The sequence below is a fragment of the Flavobacterium sp. ASV13 genome (genome assembly GCF_000745775.1).
Classification (GTDB): domain Bacteria; phylum Bacteroidota; class Bacteroidia; order Flavobacteriales; family Flavobacteriaceae; genus Flavobacterium.
This window is the reverse complement of the sequence record NZ_JQJY01000002.1, coordinates 447,534-464,501: the sequence shown is the minus strand read 5'-3', so window position 1 is coordinate 464,501 and position 16,968 is coordinate 447,534. Positions and strand designations below refer to the sequence as shown.

Annotated in this window: 21 protein-coding genes; 11 read left to right on the top strand and 10 right to left on the bottom strand. The window is 33.5% G+C overall.

Going from position 1 to position 16,968, the window contains the following annotated elements; genetic code table 11:
• The first annotated feature begins 108 nt into the window (after window positions 1–108).
• Entirely contained in the window at window positions 109–366 is a 258-nt protein-coding gene (locus GQ47_RS23845) for a helix-turn-helix domain-containing protein (protein ID WP_371199621.1), read from the top strand.
• Between the two features lie 119 nt (window positions 367–485).
• On the opposite strand, the gene GQ47_RS23420 is transcribed toward GQ47_RS23845, so the two are convergent.
• Window positions 486–623 carry an rSAM-modified peptide gene (locus tag GQ47_RS23420; RefSeq protein ID WP_152560996.1) on the bottom strand — a complete coding sequence of 46 codons (138 nt, stop codon included), beginning with the start codon at window positions 621–623 and terminating at the stop codon, window positions 486–488.
• A gap of 42 nt (window positions 624–665) precedes the next feature.
• Window positions 666–806 (bottom strand): rSAM-modified peptide, encoded by a 141-nt coding sequence (locus GQ47_RS23415; RefSeq protein ID WP_152560995.1) that lies wholly within the window; start codon window positions 804–806, stop codon window positions 666–668.
• Between the two features lie 260 nt (window positions 807–1,066).
• Here GQ47_RS23415 and GQ47_RS05790 point away from each other — a divergent pair, with 260 nt between their 5' ends.
• The 8 genes from GQ47_RS05790 to GQ47_RS05760 all read left to right on the top strand — a co-directional run bounded on the left by GQ47_RS05790 (window position 1,067) and on the right by GQ47_RS05760 (window position 8,044).
• Window positions 1,067–2,623, top strand: a complete 1,557-nt coding sequence (locus tag GQ47_RS05790; RefSeq protein ID WP_035646117.1) for a vitamin K epoxide reductase family protein — start codon at window positions 1,067–1,069, stop codon at window positions 2,621–2,623.
• A 91-nt stretch (window positions 2,624–2,714) separates the two neighbouring features.
• Entirely contained in the window at window positions 2,715–2,852 is a 138-nt protein-coding gene (locus tag GQ47_RS23585; RefSeq protein WP_193745209.1) for a hypothetical protein, read from the top strand.
• Between the two features lie 110 nt (window positions 2,853–2,962).
• Window positions 2,963–3,160 carry a hypothetical protein gene (locus tag GQ47_RS05785; RefSeq protein ID WP_035646115.1) on the top strand — a complete coding sequence of 66 codons (198 nt, stop codon included), beginning with the start codon at window positions 2,963–2,965 and terminating at the stop codon, window positions 3,158–3,160.
• 91 nt (window positions 3,161–3,251) lie between these two features.
• Window positions 3,252–3,443 (top strand): hypothetical protein, encoded by a 192-nt coding sequence (locus GQ47_RS05780; protein WP_035646111.1) that lies wholly within the window; start codon window positions 3,252–3,254, stop codon window positions 3,441–3,443.
• Between the two features lie 361 nt (window positions 3,444–3,804).
• On the top strand, window positions 3,805–3,987 hold the full coding sequence (locus tag GQ47_RS05775; RefSeq protein WP_035646109.1) for a hypothetical protein: 183 nt from the start codon (window positions 3,805–3,807) through the stop codon (window positions 3,985–3,987).
• Window positions 3,988–4,137: 150 nt separating this feature from the next.
• Complete coding sequence (locus tag GQ47_RS05770) at window positions 4,138–4,332, top strand: hypothetical protein (RefSeq protein ID WP_035646108.1); 195 nt, start codon at window positions 4,138–4,140, stop codon at window positions 4,330–4,332.
• A gap of 220 nt (window positions 4,333–4,552) precedes the next feature.
• Window positions 4,553–6,745 (top strand): peptidase domain-containing ABC transporter, encoded by a 2,193-nt coding sequence (locus GQ47_RS05765; protein WP_035646105.1) that lies wholly within the window; start codon window positions 4,553–4,555, stop codon window positions 6,743–6,745.
• Window positions 6,746–6,748: 3 nt separating this feature from the next.
• Window positions 6,749–8,044 (top strand): HlyD family secretion protein, encoded by a 1,296-nt coding sequence (locus GQ47_RS05760; RefSeq protein ID WP_035646104.1) that lies wholly within the window; start codon window positions 6,749–6,751, stop codon window positions 8,042–8,044.
• Here the strand turns inward: GQ47_RS05760 and GQ47_RS05755 are convergent.
• From GQ47_RS05755 to GQ47_RS05745, 3 genes are all read right to left on the bottom strand, one after another.
• Window positions 8,041–8,748, bottom strand: coding sequence for a tRNA1(Val) (adenine(37)-N6)-methyltransferase (locus GQ47_RS05755; RefSeq protein WP_035646102.1), 708 nt, complete (start codon window positions 8,746–8,748; stop codon window positions 8,041–8,043). The genes GQ47_RS05760 and GQ47_RS05755 overlap by 4 nt on opposite strands.
• Window positions 8,749–8,832: 84 nt before the next feature.
• Window positions 8,833–9,357: a ribosome maturation factor RimM gene (gene rimM / locus GQ47_RS05750; protein ID WP_035646098.1), complete on the bottom strand. Its 525-nt coding sequence runs from the start codon at window positions 9,355–9,357 to the stop codon at window positions 8,833–8,835.
• A gap of 15 nt (window positions 9,358–9,372) precedes the next feature.
• Window positions 9,373–9,942, bottom strand: a complete 570-nt coding sequence (locus tag GQ47_RS05745) for a 30S ribosomal protein S16 (RefSeq protein ID WP_035646095.1) — start codon at window positions 9,940–9,942, stop codon at window positions 9,373–9,375.
• A 195-nt stretch (window positions 9,943–10,137) separates the two neighbouring features.
• Here GQ47_RS05745 and GQ47_RS05740 point away from each other — a divergent pair, with 195 nt between their 5' ends.
• Together GQ47_RS05740 and GQ47_RS05735 are read left to right on the top strand one after the other, a co-directional pair.
• Window positions 10,138–10,620, top strand: coding sequence for a DUF6252 domain-containing protein (locus tag GQ47_RS05740; protein WP_035646093.1), 483 nt, complete (start codon window positions 10,138–10,140; stop codon window positions 10,618–10,620).
• A gap of 132 nt (window positions 10,621–10,752) precedes the next feature.
• Entirely contained in the window at window positions 10,753–11,103 is a 351-nt protein-coding gene (locus tag GQ47_RS05735) for an RNA recognition motif domain-containing protein (protein ID WP_035646091.1), read from the top strand.
• A 143-nt stretch (window positions 11,104–11,246) separates the two neighbouring features.
• Here the strand turns inward: GQ47_RS05735 and leuB are convergent, their stop codons facing one another.
• The 5 genes from leuB to leuC all read right to left on the bottom strand — a co-directional run bounded on the left by leuB (window position 11,247) and on the right by leuC (window position 16,777).
• Entirely contained in the window at window positions 11,247–12,308 is a 1,062-nt protein-coding gene (leuB, locus tag GQ47_RS05730) for a 3-isopropylmalate dehydrogenase (RefSeq protein WP_035646087.1), read from the bottom strand.
• Between the two features lie 158 nt (window positions 12,309–12,466).
• Window positions 12,467–13,987, bottom strand: coding sequence for an alpha-isopropylmalate synthase regulatory domain-containing protein (locus GQ47_RS05725; RefSeq protein WP_035646085.1), 1,521 nt, complete (start codon window positions 13,985–13,987; stop codon window positions 12,467–12,469).
• A gap of 125 nt (window positions 13,988–14,112) precedes the next feature.
• Window positions 14,113–14,607, bottom strand: coding sequence for an O-methyltransferase (locus GQ47_RS05720; RefSeq protein WP_238567950.1), 495 nt, complete (start codon window positions 14,605–14,607; stop codon window positions 14,113–14,115).
• 92 nt (window positions 14,608–14,699) lie between these two features.
• Entirely contained in the window at window positions 14,700–15,296 is a 597-nt protein-coding gene (leuD, locus tag GQ47_RS05715) for a 3-isopropylmalate dehydratase small subunit (protein ID WP_035646083.1), read from the bottom strand.
• A gap of 86 nt (window positions 15,297–15,382) precedes the next feature.
• Window positions 15,383–16,777 carry a 3-isopropylmalate dehydratase large subunit gene (gene leuC / locus GQ47_RS05710; protein WP_035646080.1) on the bottom strand — a complete coding sequence of 465 codons (1,395 nt, stop codon included), beginning with the start codon at window positions 16,775–16,777 and terminating at the stop codon, window positions 15,383–15,385.
• Window positions 16,778–16,968 lie beyond the last annotated feature (191 nt).

Sequence of the window (16,968 nt, the reverse complement as noted above, 5' to 3'; positions counted from 1 at the left end):
AATGCTAATTTAAGTATCGACGAAGCCAAGGAAAATAAAATTGTCGAAAAATTATTGGCACTTGAAAATAAACTCGAATATCTTAATGCCGATTTTACGTTGCCTTATGTGGCTAAGAAAATCAAAACCAATACAACTTATTTGTCCTATGTAGTGAATAAACGATTTGGTAAATCATTTGGAGAATATTCAAATGAGCTTAAAATTAATTATGTAATCAATGAAATGATTACCAATCATATGTACCGCAAATATTCTACACAAGCTATTGCCGAAAGTGTTGGTTTTAAAAATGCAGTTTCATTTGCAAAATCATTCCGTAAACGAACAGGCGTTTCTCCAGCTCAGTTTGCAAGTAATATTTAGAAATACTATTTTGCTGGAAAAAAATAATTAATGTTATTTCCTGATTCTAAAAAAAAATACAGCTAAACTGGATATTTTAGTTTAGCTGTAAATATTTTATTTCGTTATAAAAAATGGTTTTATCCATTTCCTGTTGATCCTTTTCCCGGTTCGTTTTTGACATCTGTTTCACCATCTCCTCCGCGAACGGCTTTTTGTTGATTTGAAGATAATTTTAAAGTTTCAAAATCTTCAATTTTCATTTTTGTATTCTTCATGATATTTTTAATTTTTAAGTATAAATTGATTTTTAAAAAGTATTATCCGTTTCCTCCTTTTCCATCTTTTCCTGGTTCATGTGGAGGGTAATCTTCACCATCACCGCCGTGAACTAATTTTTGCTCATTTTTTGATAATTTTTCGGCTTCAAAATCTTCGAATTTTAATGTCTTATTTGCCATGATTTTACTTATTAGGATTATTGATATTCAAAGCTAGATAAAAAGGAAAACGCTTTGTCGAGATTTGGGTTTTGACAATTTTAGAACAAAAAAAATCGTTGTAAATATTTGATTTTCAATAAATTATAAGTTTATCTATGACTGGTATAATTTATAAATTGTATGTAGTATAATTGATAAAATGTCTACCAAAGGTCACTTTTTCTCGATAAAAACCACAATATTTGTACTGTAATTATGATTTAAAGCAATCGAAAACGATGTTAAAACTAGTCCAAAAATTTCTACAAATAAATAGATACTCAGACATCAAAAATGAGTTCAAGGATTTGTTTTTGTCTCATCCTAATTATCCAAGTTTATTTGCGATAACAGATTCGTTAGATTTATTATCGATAGAAAATGCAGCCATCAGAGTTCCGAAAGAACAAATAGTAGATTTGCCTTCAAATTTTTTAGCTTATTTTAAAGAAGAACTTGCATTAGTAGAAAAGGCTAAAAATTATGTTCGTATAACTACAATTAAAAAAGGAGCACAAAAAATAGCGTATGAAAAATTCCTTTTAGACTGGAATGGAGTAATTGTAGCTATTGAACCTAATAATGTTATAGCAAGAGATAGTTTAAAAGTAGAATTGAGCTGGTTGAAGTATTGTCTTCCGTTCGTATTCGTAATCGGATTGTCGTTGTTCTATAATTCATATGATGCTTTTAGCGTGTTTTTCCTAACAACATCAACATTAGGATTTATTGTGAGTGTTTTTATTGCACAGGAAAAATTGGGCTTTAAAAACGGCATTATATCAAAATTTTGCAGTTTAAGTTCAAATTCATCCTGCAACTCTGTAATTAATTCTAGTGAAGGAACAGAAAACAAGGTATTTAATTTCTCTGATTTGCCACTAATGTTCTTTACATCAAGTTTAATAGCAATATTAATTCAGCCTTTAAATTCAGCGATTTTCGTTGGTTTTTTAAGCTTGCTTGCAATACCAATTATAGTATCGTCTATTTGGATTCAAAAATTTGAACTTCAAAAATGGTGCGTAATGTGTTTAGTAGTTTCATTTTTGATTTTTATGCAGAGTTTTATCTGGTTTTCATCAGATTTATTCACTTTGAGTTTCAGTTTCGAAAGTATTTTTCCATTTGTTTTCTCTTTGGCACTCCTTATACCAATCTGGTTGGCAGTGAAACCAATGATTAAAAATGTTTTAAATAGCGAAAATTCACTAAAAGAACTGAAAAAATTCAAAAGAAATTATTCGCTATTAAACTTCCTGGCTAAAAAAGTGCCTTATCCAGATGGATTGGAAGAGCTAAGAGGTTTGAATTTTGGAAGCCGAAGCGCGGCAATCAAATTATCAATAATCATAAGTCCAAGTTGCGGACATTGTCATAAAACATTTCACGAAGCATTTGATCTAGTTTTAAGATTTCCAGATAAAATTTATCTGAATGTATTGTTCAATATTAATCCGGAAAACACTGAAAATCCATATAAAATAATTGTCGAAAGAATTTTGACAATCAACAGAGCAACACCTGGAAAAACAGTTGAAGCGATTTCAGATTGGCATATTAAAAAAATGAGTCTTAAAAAATGGCTTAAAAAATGGCATGTTGAACCTGTCAGCATTTTAATAAGTCAAGAAATCAACAAACAGTACGAGTGGTGTTCTAAAAATAATTTTAATTATACCCCAGTCAAAATTGTAAACGAAAAATTGTTTCCAAACGAATATGAACTGAGCGAACTAAAATACTTCTTGAACGATTTTGCTGAAGAAGTTGAAGTTTTGGAAAAAATAGCTTAGCGGCACCCATAAATTCCTGCGCAGGGATAGACATAAGCTTCAAGTGTCTTAAAATGATTGAAGGCCTATAATCAAGAAACAAAAACCACAAATGATGTTAGAAAAATTTTTAAAAAAAGAGGGTACTAAAAAATTATCGAAAGAGGAACAAAAAAATATTGCAGGCGGAACCTACCCTGAAGTTGGAATGTGTTGGGATGCTGTGAGAGGATATTATAAATGCCCATGAAAATAAACAGTGCGGAGAAGTTTAAAAGCTTCTCTGCATTTCACAAGAATGAAAGAATAAAAATAAGTTGTTGTTTTGAATAAATGTAGGAAAACTAAAAATTGAAGATTATGCTAAAGAATATTTTAAATCTAGAAGGAACACAGGAAATAACTGCCAGTGAACAAAAATTGATTCTTGGCAATTATGCAAAAGAGAATGTGTCTAAGTGTAACGCATGGGATTATGTGTCAGCAATGTCATATGAAGACTGTACAGACTATTTTGCGTTAGAAATGAGTTATTCTGACGCTTTGGTAATGGGCTAATGTTTTCAGGCCGTAAAAAGGCTAAAACGAAGTTGATTACTGAAAGCAGGATGTTTTAGAAATAGAAAATCAAAAATTAATTCAAAAATTTATGATAAGAAAAATTTTAAGTCTGGAACATGCTCAGAAAATCAGTAAAACGGAGCAAAAAACCATAAAAGGAGGTATTCCTGAATGTTGGATTAATGCAATAGAGGCAGGATGTGTTTTAATACCGGCCGGTGGAGTTTGTCCGATGGATACTTTACCAGGAATTTGCCAGACAAGCCGTTTATGTTGCTAAAAATGAAATTTATTAAGTAAACAATATAAAGCCTTATCAAAAATTTAGTCATGTTTTTTTTTGAATTTGTAGGCGCTCGATCGTGGAACATTGAGCAAATATCCCAATATTGATGATTGGTGTTGGGATTCTCAGGAAATTGGCCGCTGCGTTGATTTTATTTGGTTAGGTTAACCAGTGGCAGATCCTAGAGAAATTAAAATTATCGAATAATTGAAATACTTTGAGCAGTAAGAAAAACATTTCTAGCTGCTTTTTTTTTTAAAATTATCTTATCTGAAATACGATTTAAAAGAAAAGACAGAAGCTTCAAATGTCTTAAAAGGATTGAAGCATTAACAAAACCCAAAAAAGCCACATTATGTTAAAGAAAATTTTTGAATTACATGGAGCTACTGAATTAAGTAAAGAAGAGCAACTAGGACTTAAAGGTGGTAACGCACCGGTTTGCGAACCAAACACTACTGCTAAAAGATGTCCGAGAACAGCAACTTCGCCAGCTTATTGGATTTGCGTGACAGATCCTAACGAACCATGTGAATAAGCATTTTAGATAAAGTGAACTTGTTAAAATAAAGATGTCTTTTTGACATTGTTTTAAATTTTGGCAAATTTTTAAAAATCTAAGAAAAAGTAAATACAATTACATTGTTCAAAATGAATTAACCTATTAAAAATCAAACAAAAATCAATTATGAAAAAATTAAAAAGTTTAGCCGGGATTGAAATTTTAAGTATTAATGAAAGAAAAAATATAATTGGAGGAGGAGATCCAGGTATTGTAGTTTGTTATTGTCCAGGATCGCAGATTCCTTTAGCAATTATACATACTAGTGAAGGCCAAAATTGCGCTGATATTATTGATCAAAAATGCCCAGCAGACTCTTAGATTTTATACTAAATAATACTAGAAAGCTTTGCTATTTATTTAGCAAAGCTTTTTTGTTTTTATAATTTAAATCAATAAATAAATCTATTTTGTAAAAGAGTTTTAAGAAAATAAAAACTTTAATTATTTCGAAGCAAATCAATATAATTTAGTCGTTGCTTTTTATTTTTTTTTAAGAATTTTTGTATAATATTGCTATAAACAAACTCAAATACTAGAATTGAAAAAATTCCCCAATTATAAACAGGCCGACGTTAAAGATTGCGGTCCTACATGTTTAAAAATAATAGCTAAACATTACGGAAAAACAATCAATATTCAGGAGTTGCGCGACAGCAGCGAAACAACTCGTGAAGGAAGCAATTTGCTTTTTTTGAGTGATGCCGCCGAGAAAATTGGTTTTCGAACATTGGGCGTAAAATTAAGTGCTGAAAAATTAGATGAAGCGCCGTTGCCTGCTATTTTGCATTGGAATAAAAACCACTATGTTGTACTATATAAAATAAAAAAAGGAATTTATTATATTTCAGATCCTGCTTTTGGCGTGATTGAATACAACAAAGAGGATTTCTTAAAATTCTGGATCGGCAACAATGCTGATGATTCTACCAGTGAAGGAATTGCCTTATTGATGGAAGCAACTCCAAAATTCTTTCAATCTGAATTTGATAAAGAAGACAATAAAGGCTTAGGTTTTAGTTTGCTGTCGCAATATGTTTTGCGTTATAAATCGTATTTGATACAGTTGAGCATCGGATTGCTGGCAAGCAGTATGATAATGGCAATTGTGCCTTTTTTGACACAAAGTATTGTTGATGTCGGGATACAAAATCAAAATCTTCATTTTATTTACCTGATTCTTTTTGCGCAATTGTTTCTTTTTGCCGGAAGAACAGGTCTGGAACTCATTAGAAGCTGGATATTGTTGCATCTTTCCACTAGAATCAATATTTCGCTAATTTCAGATTTTTTCATCAAGTTGATGAATCTTCCAATTTCATTTTTTGACGTAAGAATGACGGGAGATATCATGCAACGCATTAATGATCATCGCCGAATCGAAAAAATTCTTACTACATCTTCTCTGAGTGTTTTATTTTCGGTTATAAATATGTTTGTTTTAGGTGCAGTTTTGGCGTATTTCAATTGGCAGATTTTTTTAGTCTTTTTTGCTGGAAGTATTCTTTATTTTGGCTGGATTACACTTTTCTTGAAAAGAAGAGAAATTTTAGATTACAAACGTTTTGCAGAAGTTTCTCAGGAACAAAGCAAAGTAATGGAACTTATTAATGGGATGCAGGAAATCAAACTTCACAATGCCGAGAAGCAAAAACGCTGGGGTTGGGAGTATGTGCAGGCAAGATTATTTAGGGTTTCGATAAAAGGATTGATTTTAGAGCAAACGCAAACTATTGGTTCATCGGTAATTAATGAATTGAAAAATATTTTTATCATCTTTCTTTCGGCTAAATTGGTGATCGACGGCTCAATAACATTAGGAATGATGCTAGCAATCAGTTCAATTGTTGGTAGTTTGAATGGACCAATTACACAGCTTATTGAATTTGTGAGAGAACTTCAGGATGCTAAAATATCTTTAGCAAGATTGTCTGAAATTCATGAAAAAGAAGATGAAACCCAACAGGAACATCATCAATCAAACGATGTTCCGTATGATGGTGATATTAACATCAAGGATCTCAATTATCGCTATTTAGGATCAGATGTTCCTGTTTTGAAAGATTTGAACCTGACAATTCCGGCCAATAAAGTAACGGCGATTGTGGGAACCAGTGGTAGTGGAAAGACAACTTTAATGAAGCTTCTTTTGAAATTTTATGAACCTGAAAAAGGAGAAATTACAATTGGTAATGCTCAATTGAGGAATATTTCTCAAAAAGCGTGGCGCTCAAATATAGGAGCAGTCATGCAAGAAGGCTTTATTTTTAGTGATACAATTGCCAATAATATTGCTATCGGTGTTGATAAAATTGATAAACAACGCTTGCTTTATGCTGCAGATGTAGCTAATATTAAAGAATATGTGAGCGAACTTCCTCTTGGATACAACACAAAAATTGGTGCAGAAGGGACAGGAATGAGCACGGGACAAAAACAGCGTTTGCTCATTGCGAGGGCGGTTTATAAAAATCCAGAAATACTGTTTTTCGATGAAGCAACTTCAGCTCTGGATGCTAATAATGAAAAAGAGATTATGGAAAAATTAGATATTTTCTTTAAAAATAAAACCGTTATTGTCATCGCACACCGATTAAGTACAGTGATGAACGCAGATCAGATTGTAGTTTTAGATAAAGGAAAAATCATTGAAATAGGAAATCACTCTGCGCTTGTCGAGCAAAAAGGAAATTATTTTGAATTAGTTAAAAACCAACTGCAATTAGGGAATTAAATTATGGCAGAAGATTATAATGCAATAGAATTAAGGAGCGAGGAAGTTCAGGACATTCTCACTAAAGTACCACACTGGATGATCAGATGGGGGACGGTTCTCATTTTTGCAATCATACTGATGTTGTTTTTTGTTTCCTGGTTTGTAAAATACCCAGATGTAGTAAATACCGAAATCATAATTACGACTAATATTCCGCCAGAGAAAATTGTTTCGAAGTCATCTGGTCGTATTGAAGCTATTTTGGTCAAAAATAAGGCCTTAGTTGCTAAAAACACAACTCTTGCCATTATTGAGAACACGGCAAATTACAAAGATGTTTTTTTACTAAAAGGCATTGTCGATAATTATAATATTAATGATTCAAATAAGGAATTTCCATTTGCTTTATTGAAAAATGTTCAGCTTGGCGAAATTGAAAGCGCTTTTGGTGTTTTTCAAAAGGATTACGAAGCAGAGAAGCTGAATGAAAACCTTAAGCCTTTTGAAGTCGAAAACAGAGCACAGGTTTCTGAAAAAATCCAAATCAAGGAAAGACTTGAGATTCTTCAACAGCAAAAAATAATTAATGAAAGCGAATTGCAGCTTCAAAAGAATGAAATAGCCCGTTTTGAAACCTTATTCAATAAAGGAATCATTTCGGCGCAGGAAATGGAAGCAAAAAAATTAGGTTACTTACAAGCCCAGAAAAGTTACAAGGGACTTTTATCTTCGATTTCGCAGTTGAAATCGGCTTTGATTGATAATACAAAATTGAGTCAGACGTCTCAGATAAGCGGAACTAAGGAAGAAGTGAACTTAGGACGTAATGTGGCACAATCTTTTTATCAGCTAAAAAAAGTCATCAAAGATTGGGAGCTGGCTTATACACTGAAATCATCTATAAGCGGTGTGGTTACTTTTTTGCAGGTTTGGAATGAAAGCCAAACAATTAATGTGGGCGATAATGTGTTTTCGATTATTCCTGATGCAAAAAATGGTTTTATCGGAAAAGTAAAAGCACCAGCCTTGAATTCGGGAAAAATAAAAGTTGGACAGCGCGTAAATATTCGTCTGGCAAATTATCCTGATCGCGAATTTGGAGTTTTAAAAGGAGAAATTAAAAATATTTCGCTTGTGCCGGACAAAGATGGAAATTTACTGCTTGATGTTGCTTTGCCAAACGGACTCGAAACTTCATATAAAAAGCAGATTATATTTCAGCAAGAAATGAAAGGAGGAGCTGAAATCGTAACAGAAGATTTAAGATTAATCGAAAGAATATTATATCAGTTCAAAAATATATTTGAGCAGGTTTAAAATTTTAAATAAAAATCTTTAGTCAACTCAATATATTCAGGTGTATAAACATGTCTGTCGATTTCGATAACTAATTCATCGATTTCAATTTCAGAAATTTCATTTCGGCTAAAAGCCAATAAACTGCGTTTGATTTCTGATTTTGGAGTTCCTTTTACGCGAGTAATTTTTATTGGAAACAATTCTGATTCTTTAGCTAGAGCGATAAATTTTTCTTCTTCTTTAAAAGGAATAATGATTGCTAAAATTCCATTTTCTGAAAGTAATAAATCAGCAGCTTCAACAATTTCTTCAAAAGGCATTGCGTCTTGAAATCTTGCTAAATCACGTTGTTCATTTTCTGTCTTATAATCTTCAGCATAAAATGGCGGATTGGAAACAATCAGGTCATATTCGTCTTCCGGTTCTTCAATAAATTCATCTAAACCAGCATGAAAACAAAATAAGCGATCACCCCAAGGAGAATTTTCGAAATTTTCAACGGCTTGTTCGTAAGCGTCTTCATCAATTTCAAGAGCATCAATTTGTTCAGCATTGCATCTTTGTGCAAGCATCAAAGCAATAATTCCAGTTCCTGAACCAATATCTAAAACACTAAACGGATTATGATGAATTGGAGACCAAGAACCTAATAAAACGCCATCAGTGCCAACTTTCATTGCACAACGATCTTGGTTAATAGAGAATTGTTTGAACTGAAACATTTGATTTATAATTTATAAAGAAAGATTTTAATAAGAAAGTTCATTTTTCGATTAAACAATTAACCGATTAAACAAATAAACTTTTTATAGGTACATTTCCACAAGACCTTCAGGAAGGTTCATGATTACTTTTTTGTTTTCTCGGTCAATTTTCACCAAGAAATGGTCAATCATTGGAACTAAAATTTCTACGTCACCGTTTAAAACTTCAAAAAGTGGTTGCGCAGATGAGTCATTTATAGAAGTTATTTTTCCAAAAACACCTAGGCGTTGGTCTTCGATTTCAAAACCAATAACTTCGTGGAAATAAAATTTGTTACCTGTAAGTTTTGGTAACATTGTTAAAGGAAGATAAACGGAGTTGCCAACTAAGGCGTCTGCATCTTCTTCAGAATTTACATCTTCAAAACGAACTCTTAAAAAGTCGCCTTTGTGTAAAGAGCTTGTTTCAATAAAAAAAGGAACCAAGTGTTTGTTGTGTTCAACAAACACTGATTCCAGATTTTCGTATAACTCAGGTTCGTCTGTGTCTAAATAGATCAGAACTTCACCTTTGAAACTAAATTTTTTAGCGATTTTACCTAAATAAAAACATTCTTCTTTACGCATTATCGCTAAGTAAAATTATGCTTCAGTTGTTTCGTTATTCTCTTCAGCAGCCGGAGCTTCTTCAGTTGCAGCTTCAACTTCAGCAACTTCTTCAGTAGCCTCAGCAGCAGATGCAGCAGCGATAGCATCAGCTTCAGCCTGAGCTGCAGCAGCTAAACGCTTAGCGTTAACTTCTTTTTCTGCTTTTAAAGCTTTTGCTTTAGCATCAGCTTGCGCTTTTGATAAACCATCTTTTTTAGCATCAACTTTTCCTGCTTTAGCCTCTAACCAAGCTGCTAATTTAGCATCTGCTTGCTCTTGAGTTAAAGCTCCTTTGCGGATACCTCCATCAAGGTGGTGTTTCAATAAAGCACCTTTGTAAGAAAGGATAGCTCTTGCAGTATCAGTTGGTTGAGCACCATTGTGTAACCATTTAACTGCGCTGTCAAGGTTTAACTCAACAGTTGCTGGGTTAGTGTTTGGATTGTAAGTACCGATTTTCTCTAAGTATTTACCATCTCTTTTTGAGCGTGCATCTGCAGCTACAACCCAGTAAAAAGGTTTTCCTTTTTTACCGTGTCTTTGTAATCTAATTTTTACTGACATAATCTTATGATTAAATTTTGAGGTACTCGACCTCTGTTAATTAAGGGCGCAAAGATATAATTTTTTTATGAATTAAACGTTTTAAAAGGCATTAATTCTTTTTAAGAAGAAATTCAGTCCTTTTTTTATTGTTTTTGAGTTGAAATTTTAGATATTTATTTCAAATGCAATACTTTTGCATCAAATCCACGAAATATGAAAAAATACTTTTATTTTTTATTGCTTCTTTTTGTTGTTACTTCTTGTACTGAAGATATAAAATTTAATAATCCCGCATTTCAAGGCTTAAAAGACAATGTTTTTTGGAGAGCTGTCGCTCATAAAGCTTATTTTTCTACAAATGGTAATTTAATTATTGAAGGTTCCTTAGGTTATGAAAAAGTTACATTACAAGTGCCTTCTAATTTAGAAAAAACGTATATTTTAGGTGTAAATGATGTTTCAAAAGCATCTTATGCAAATACTTTTCCAGAACGTGTAAGTGATTTTTCGACTGGAACAAAAAAAGGAAGCGGCCAAATTGTAATTACGGATTATGATGCTGAAAATAATACTGTTTCGGGTACATTTAAATTTACTGCCATAAATTCGAACACTACGGATGTTGATAATCCGAAAGTTAATTTTACAGAAGGTGTTTTTTATAAAGTTCCAATTGGCCCAAGTGTATTATTTTAAGTTTTCTGTTTAAAGTTTATTTGCTTTTGTTGTTATAGGTTTTGAAATCTAAATAAAAACATAAATAAACTAATATATAGTAGATTACAGAAAAATAAGACTACATTTGCTACATATTATAAATAAGTACATATGAACATTTTTGTTGGAAGCCTTCCATTCAGTATTGAGGAAGCAGATTTAAGAGAGTCTTTCGAGGCTTATGGAGCAGTAGATTCAGTTAAAATTATCACTGATAAATTTACTGGAAGAAGCAAAGGTTTTGGTTTCGTAGAGATGCCAAACGATGCGGAAGCTCAAAAAGCAATTGATGAATTGAACGGTGCTACTGTTCAAGGTCGTTCAATTGTTGTTAATAAATCTGAACCGAAACCTGAAGGTGAAAGAAGAAGCTTCAATAACAACCGTGGAGGTGATTCTCGCGGAGGTTACGGAAACAACCGTGGTGGAAATGACCGTGGTGGTAACAGAGGAGGATATTAATATTTTTTTCTAAATATATAAAAGGGATCAATGAAAATTGATCCCTTTTTTTTATGCGGTAATTTTTCTGTAGAGGCGCACAGCAGTGCGTCTAACATACTGAGAAGACGCACTGCTGTGCGCCTCTACGATTTCTTTTATTATTACAAATTAGCAACTAACCAGTCACCAACTTCGCTAGTTTTATACGCTTTTGCTCCTTTTGAAGCTAAATCTTCTGTAACAACACCTTCTGATAAAGATTTGTTTACAACAGCTCTGATAGCATCAGCTTCAGCTTTTAATCCGAAAGCATCTTCGAACATCATGGCTGCAGATAAAATTGTTGCCAATGGATTTGCAATATTTAATCCCGTTGCTTGTGGGTAAGATCCGTGGATTGGTTCGTATAATGATGTATGCTCTCCAACAGAAGCAGAAGGCATTAATCCCATTGAACCTGAAATTACAGAAGCTTCGTCAGTTAAAATATCTCCAAATAAATTCTCTGTAATTAATACATCATAAGAGTTTGGCCATTGAACTAAACGCATGGCAACAGCATCAACAAATTCGTAAGAAACCGTAACTTCTGGATAATCTTTTTCCATAGCCTGAACTGTTTCTCTCCATAAACGTGAAGTTTCCAAAACGTTGGCTTTATCAACGCAACATAATTTTTTAGAACGAGTCATAGCTAATTCAAAACCTTTTTTAGCTAAACGTTGTACTTCTGCACGCGTGTAAACACAATTGTCAAAAGCAGTTTCTCCACCGTCTTTTCTTCCTTTTTCTCCAAAGTAAATTCCGCCTGTTAGTTCTCTTAAGAAAACCAAATCAGTTCCTTCAATTCTTTCTCTTTTTAGTGGAGAATTGTCAATTAAAGAAGGGAAAGTAAATGTTGGGCGAACATTAGCAAACAATCCTAATTTTTTACGCATCAACAATAAACCTTGTTCTGGACGAACTGGCGCACTTGGATCGTTATCATATTTTGGATGTCCGATTGCTCCAAATAAAACCGCATCGGCTTTCATACAAATTTCGTGTGTTTCATCTGGATAAGGAACTCCAACTGCGTCGATTGCACAAGCTCCAGTCAAAGCAGGAGTCCATGTGATTTCGTGATTGAATTTTTTTGCAATAGCATCAGATACTTTTACAGCTTCATTTATTACTTCTGGTCCGATTCCGTCTCCGGCTAAAAGGGCTATGTTTAATTTCATTTTTATTTTTTAAAAAGGTTCTAAGATTCTAAGTTGCTAAGGTTCTAAGTTTTTCTTCTTAGTGGCTTAATTTTATTTTTTTTAAGATTCTGAGTTGCTTCGATTTTAAGTTCAAAGAAAAAAATCTTAGTAACTTAGAATCTTAGCATCTTAGAACCTTAGGCTATTACATTCAACATTTTTTGCGTTGCGATAATCGCTGCAACGGTTTGATCTGAGTCTAATCCGCGGGTTTTGAATTCTTTTCCGTTGTTGACCCATGTAATGATGGTTTCGCACAACGCATCAGAACTACTTCCTGGCGGGATTCTAACTGCGTAATCAATTAATTTTGGAAGTGTAAGCTTTTTGCTTTTGTAAATCTTGGTTAAGGCATTCATAAAAGCATCAAATTGACCATCTCCTTGTGCATTTTCTTCGATGATTTCATCTCCAAATTTTAAACACAAAGTCGTAGACGGACGCATTCCTTTTGAGTGTACTAATATATAGGACTCAATTTTTATTTTTTCTTCGTAAGTATGGCTGTCCAAAACATCAGAAATAATGTATGGAAGGTCTTCCTTTGTAACGGTTTCTTTTTTGTCGCCCAATTCAATAATTCTTTGGGTAACCAATTTCAAGTCTTCGTTGTTTAATTTTAAACCTAATTCCTGAAGATTTTTTTCGATATTGGCTTTTCCCGAAGTTTTTCCAAGGGCATATTTTCTTTTTCTTCCAAAACGTTCCGGAAGTAAATCATTAAAATATAAGTTGTTTTTGTTATCTCCGTCAGCATGAATTCCGGCGGTTTGTGTAAAAACATTATCGCCGACAATTGGTTTATTGGCTGGAATTCTATATCCGGTAAAAGTCTCTACTAATTTACTAACTGTATATAAAGAAGTTTCTTTTATATTGATGCTAACTTCTGGCAAATAATCATTTATAACGGCAACAGTACTTTCAAGTGGTGCATTTCCTGCTCGTTCTCCCATTCCGTTTACCGTCACGTGAAGTCCGTTGATACCGGCTTTTATAGCTTCCATAACATTAGCAACACTTAAATCGTAATCGTTATGTGCGTGGAAATCAAAATGAATGTTTGGATATTTTGCTCTGATTTTAGAAATAAATTCAAAAGCCAATGACGGAATCAAAACGCCTAAAGTATCTGGAAGTAAAATTCTTTTGATTGGCTGCGTTGACAAGAAATCTAGAAATTGAAACACATATTCAGGAGAATTTCGCATTCCGTTACTCCAATCTTCTAAGTAAACATTGGTTTCAATATTGTTTTCTTTTGCTAAAGCGATTATTTGAGCGATTTCAGAAAAATGCTGTTCAGGAGTTTTTTTTAATTGATGCGTTAAGTGATTCATTGAACCTTTAGTCAACAAATTTTGAACTTTTGCACCAGCTTTTTTCATCCAGTCGATTGAAACTCCTCCATCAACAAAAGATAAAACTTCAATTCGGTTAATGTAGCCTCTTTCTTCGGCCCAAGAAGTAATGCCTTTTACGGCCTGAAATTCTCCTTCGCTTACGCGTGCAGAAGCAATTTCGATTCTATCAATATTTAATTCCTCCAACAATAATTGCGCAATGGTTAGTTTTTCTGCAGCAGAAAAAGATACTCCTGAGGTTTGTTCACCATCACGGAGCGTCGTATCCATTATTTCAATTTTTCTTTTTTCCATTATTATATTGTTTGCTTTTTATAATAAGCATGTGTAATCTTAATGTCTTATATTTTTGTTATCAGAATTAAACCTGTTGACCAGCACATTTTTGTCAACTGAATGTCTTTTCTGTTTTCTAATTCCTAAACAAGTTTTTCAACATTTTTATCATGATTTGCCGGCCAGTTTTTTTGTGGCAACATATCATCAATTAAATAAATTCCGCCTGGATTTAATAGTTGTAATGTTTCTTCTAAAACAGCATATTTGCCAGGCCAGGCATCGGCAAAAATTAAATCGAATTTTTTGCCTTTGTAATTTAAAATCCATTTTTCTGCATCTTCACAAACCAATGAAATGTTTGGTTTTTGAAAATACTTTTTTGCAATGTTTTGATATTCTGAAGAATTGTCAATCGAAATTAAATTCGAATTTTCACTCATTCCTTCACTCATCCATGTAAGTGATAATCCGGTTCCGGTTCCTAATTCAAGAAAATGACCGTCTTTTTTTGTTGCTGATAATGTTCTAAGAAAGCTTCCTGTCTGTAAATCGGACGGCATTGAAAACGCAATTTTCTCAGAATCACTTTTGATTTCCGAATAAAATTTTGGTAAAACAATGCTGTTGTCATTCATCTTAGAGATTTTTATCAGAATTAAATTAAAAGCAGTTACGAAGTCCAACTATAAGGTTGAAACTTGCGTAACTGCGTTAGAGTTGGTTGTGTTTAGTAAGGAAGTTTATCAGCAAAAGCTTTAATATCTTCCTTCATATCTTGTAAATAATCAATGTCGTCAAAACCATTGATCATATTGTTCTTTTTGTATCCGTTGATAGCAAAAGATTCTTGCTGTCCAGTTGACAATAAAGTAATTGTTTGGTTTGGAAGATTGATTTCTAATTCTGTTTTTGGATCAGCTTCGATTGCTTTGAAAATAGTTTCAGCAAATTCAGGGCTGATTTGTACTGGCAAAACACCAATATTCAAACAGTTTCCTTTGAAAATATCAGCAAAGAAACTAGAAACTACAGCTCTAAATCCGTAATCGTAAACTGCCCACGCAGCGTGTTCTCTTGAAGATCCAGAACCGAAGTTTTTTCCTCCAACTAAGATTTGTCCAGAGTAAGTAGCATCGTTTAAAACGAAATCAGCTTTTGGAGTATCGTCTCCATTATATCTCCAGTCTCTGAAAAGGTTGTCTCCAAAACCTTCACGTTTTGTAGCTTTCAGGAAACGAGCTGGGATAATTTGATCTGTATCAACGTTTTCAATTGGCAGTGGCACTGCACTGCTGGTAAGTATAGTAAATTTATCGTATGCCATTTTTTTTTGCTTTAGGCTGTAGGCAATAAGCTTTAGGCTTTTCTACAGCATTGTTTTTGTATTGAATTTTTAGCTCAAAGAGAGAATTAAAATAATTCTCTTGGGTCTGTTAGTTTTCCTGTAACAGCGGCAGCAGCAGCCATAATTGGACTTGCTAGAAGCGTTCTTGAACCAGGACCTTGACGACCTTCAAAGTTTCTGTTTGAAGTACTTACTGCATATTTTCCAGCAGGAACTTTATCGTCGTTCATTGCTAAACAAGCAGAACAACCAGGCTGACGTAATACAAAACCAGCTTCAGTTAGAATATCTAAAATCCCTTCTTCTTTAATCTGTGCTTCAACAACGTGAGAACCCGGAACTAACCAAGCCGTAACATTATCTGCTTTTTTTCTTCCTTTTACAATTTCAGCGAAAGCTCTAAAATCTTCAATACGTCCGTTTGTACAACTTCCTAAGAAAACATAATCGATTTGTTTTCCGATCATTACATCATCTTCGTGGAAGCCCATGTAAGCTAAAGATTTTTTGTAAGTTTCCTCACCGCCTTCAACTTGGTTTGCACTTGGGATATGTTTTGTAATACCAATTCCCATTCCTGGGTTTGTACCGTAAGTAATCATTGGTTCGATATCTTCCGCTTTGATGTTTAATTCAGCATCAAACACAGCATCAGCATCTGTTTTTAAGGTTTTCCAGTATTCAACAGCTTTTGTCCAAGCTTCTCCTTTTGGAGCGTAAAGTCTTCCTTCAAGGAAATCGAAAGTAGTTTGGTCAGGAGCAATCATTCCTCCACGAGCACCCATTTCGATACTTAAATTACAAACTGTCATACGGCCTTCCATAGTCATGTTTTCGAAAACATCACCAGCGTATTCAACAAAATATCCTGTTCCTCCAGAAGTAGTCAACTGAGCAATAATATAAAGTGCAACGTCTTTTGGACCAACACCTTTGCTTAATTGACCGTTTACGTTAATACGCATTTTCTTTGGTTTAGGCTGCATAATACATTGTGTAGAAAGCACCATTTCAACCTCAGATGTTCCGATACCAAAAGCAATAGCTCCAAAAGCACCGTGAGTAGACGTATGTGAATCTCCACATACAATAGTAGCACCTGGCAAAGTAATTCCGTTTTCAGGACCAACTACGTGTACAATTCCATTTTTTTGGTGACCTAATCCCCAGTGTGAAATTCCGTATTCGTTTGCATTGTCTTCAAGAGCTTGTAACTGATTAGCAGAAAGTGGATCCTGAACTGGTAAATGTTGGTTTATGGTTGGTGTATTGTGGTCGGCAGTAGCAAAAGTACGTTGTGGGTATAAAACGTTAACGCCTCTTGATTTTAATCCTAAAAAAGCAACAGGACTCGTAACTTCATGAATGAAATGGCGGTCAATAAAAAACACATCTGGTCCATCTTCAATTTTACGCACTACATGTGAATCCCATACTTTGTCAAATAATGTCTTACTCATTTTTTATTTTTTTTAATTGTAATTTCTATAACCACAGCAATTTCCTGTTCATTATAATAGCAAAACAAAAGTAAAAAAAGATACAAAAGCGTCAATTTCGATATTTCATTATATACGATACCCAAACTGAATTACAAATTGCCAACAAGCTTTTGCAAGTTAAATTTTGGCAGAAAAATGATTTAGAAAAT